Origin of the sequence: Vibrio sp. V03_P4A6T147 (assembly GCF_002241085.1) — a bacterium.
Classification (GTDB): Bacteria; Pseudomonadota; Gammaproteobacteria; order Enterobacterales; family Vibrionaceae; genus Vibrio; species Vibrio anguillarum.
On sequence record NZ_NDIO01000212.1, the window covers coordinates 1 to 2,492 of the forward strand.

The following is a 2,492-nucleotide window of genomic DNA, read 5'->3' on the forward strand; positions in this document are numbered from 1 at the left end:
ATGGTATTTATATATTTGATATGCAACGCAATAATAACACTATAATGTATTCTGCCAATAGATAGCGATTTATATGTTCCGATAGCATAATCAGTTAGATCATGGATTTCTTAACATAAATCGCAAGCAGATGATGAATTGGTGGATCAGTTTGATAATACTGGCATGGTAATGAAAGGCCGCTACATAAAGTATCCAATACAAAAAAGTACAAAAAAAGCAGCGCCCAATTGCGCTGCTTGATGTAGCTGAATCTATGCTATTGGAATGTGGAAATCACTATTCACTCGTCTAAAAAATGAGGCTAAATGATAGCTTGTTCCAAAATTTCCCGTGATTTTTCAAGCGTGATGGCTTGCTGTTCACCCAAAACAAGCATTCCATGTGCGTTCAGTTGAGCGATAACTGCGTCTATGGCCGCTTGCTTACTGCTATTATGATCCGCAAACTGAGTTGGAACATTCAAGCTGTGGTAGAAGGCTTCAATCGCATCGATTGTGCGTAAGGCAAGATCGCTAGTTTGATTGAGTCCAAAGACATTTTTGCCCATTTGCTCAAGTTTAGCGCGTTTGTTCTCAAGTTGATTGCGCAGTAGGGAAGGCTGCACAATCGCTAGCGAACGGGCGTGATCAATATGCCATAATGCGGTGAACTCGTGACCAATCATATGAGTCGCCCAATCTTGTGGAACGCCAGCACCGATCAGGCCATTTAGTGCTTGGTTCGCTGTCCACATCAGGTTTGCTCGCCATCCATCATTGTCACGCTGGTCATATTGCTGACCCAATACCAGCAAGTTTTTAAGTAAAGTTTCTGCATAGCCGTCTTGAACCATCGCATTGGTTGGCAAGGTTAAATATTGCTCAAAGACGTGTACCCAAGCATCAACAATACCGTTGATCAACTGGCGCTCAGGCAGTGATTTCATTACGTCTGGATCAAGCACTGCGAACTTAGGCTGTACCGCTGGAGCCATAAAGGCCAGTTTGTCTTGTGTTTGTGCTTTGGTAATGACCGCGCCCATGTTGGATTCAGAACCGGTTGCTGGCAGAGTCAGAATTGCACCGATAGGCGTAGCTTCAGTAACTTGATGTTTACCCACCATGATGTCCCAGCCATCCCCATCATACTTAGCCGCCGCGGCAACGTATTTTGAACCATCGATAACCGAACCACCACCCACGGCAAGAATAAAGTCGATGTCCTGTTCTTTGACGATAGCAACCGCTTTATCTAAGGTTTCTTTGGTTGGGTTTGCTTCTACACCTGAAAACTCGACCCATTGGTGGTCAGTGAGTGCACTCACGACTTGGTCATAAACACCATTTTTTTTGATCGAACCGCCACCGTAGATCACCAGTACTTTTTGGTCAGTTGGAATCGCCTGACTGATCGCCGAGATTTGGCCTTGGCCGAAGTGAATTAGAGTAGGGTTAACATAAGTAAATTTCATTATTCTCACCTTTGCTTATAGAAAAGGAGGCGGCGCCTCCAAGGCAGTGTTTTACGATGTGCATATTAGTATTAATTATCCAGTCAATATAGACCAATTTCTCGAAATTAATTGCCTAATTCTCTAATTGTCGTATTCTTCCTTCAGTTTTGATAAGGGGGCATTATGAGTAAACTGGCGCAACTGATGCAGCAATATATTGAAAAACAATCTTTAGATCATTTGGAAGGTATTCACCAAACGGCAGTGCCGGGCGTATTGTTTTATCGCAGCAGTCGCGGTAATGGTAGACAACCCCTTGTGTATCAATCCGGTATCATATTGTTGGGGCAAGGACATAAACGCATTCATATTGGTAGCCAACCCGTAAATTATGGCCCCAATGATTACTTGGTTGTTGGGGTACCTTTACCACTTGAGTGCGAAGCTTTTGCGTCAGAAAGTGAACCGTTATTGGGCTTGACTATTAATATCGATCACTCACTTCTCCTTAAGCAGGTTGATCGACTTGAGGCTTCTGGTTTTTTATCTGATTGCATAGACAAATCAAAATGCGGGCTGAAATCAGTAGAAATGGGCGCAAAGATGCAAGCAAGTGCGATTCGTTTGATGTCTGCATTGGTTGATGATCTTGAAGCTAAAGTGCTTGGCGAAAGCTTAGTCGAGGAGATTGTGTTTCGGGCATTAACCAGCGAGCACGGTTATGTGCTTTTTGATCTCGCTCATCAAGAAGGACACTACGCCCGGATAGCCAAAGCGTTGAGTAAAGTACATCAAGAATATGATCAGTCCATTACCGTTCAGTTACTCGCCGAAGAAGCCAACATGAGTGTTTCGGCGTTTCACCACGCCTTTAGGCTGGTGACGTTAGAATCTCCTTTACAATATTTAAAAAAAGTCAGGCTTAACAGAGCGAAAGAGTTGATTCGTGTGGAAGGCAAGCGTGTGAACGATGCCGCTCGTTTAGTTGGTTATGCCAGCGCATCTCAGTTTAGTCGAGAATATAAGCGACATTTTAATGAAACCCCAAGAGGAGTAC

The 2,492-nt window shown here is 43.7% G+C and carries 2 protein-coding genes; one reads left to right on the plus strand and one right to left on the minus strand.

The features are described 5' to 3' along the window. Positions 1–304: 304 nt before the first annotated feature. Positions 305–1,453: an iron-containing alcohol dehydrogenase gene (locus B9J84_RS08430; RefSeq protein ID WP_094123940.1), complete on the minus strand. Its 1,149-nt coding sequence runs from the start codon at positions 1,451–1,453 to the stop codon at positions 305–307. Between the two features lie 165 nt (positions 1,454–1,618). Here B9J84_RS08430 and B9J84_RS08435 point away from each other — a divergent pair. Continuing rightward, a partial coding sequence (locus B9J84_RS08435) for an AraC family transcriptional regulator (RefSeq protein WP_094123941.1) occupies positions 1,619–2,492 on the plus strand: 874 nt, incomplete at its 3' end.

Coding starts and splice junctions, on each gene's coding strand:
- B9J84_RS08430 (WP_094123940.1), bottom strand. CDS start 1,453: ATGAAATTTACTTATGTTAACCCTACTCTAATTCACTTCGGCCAAGGC.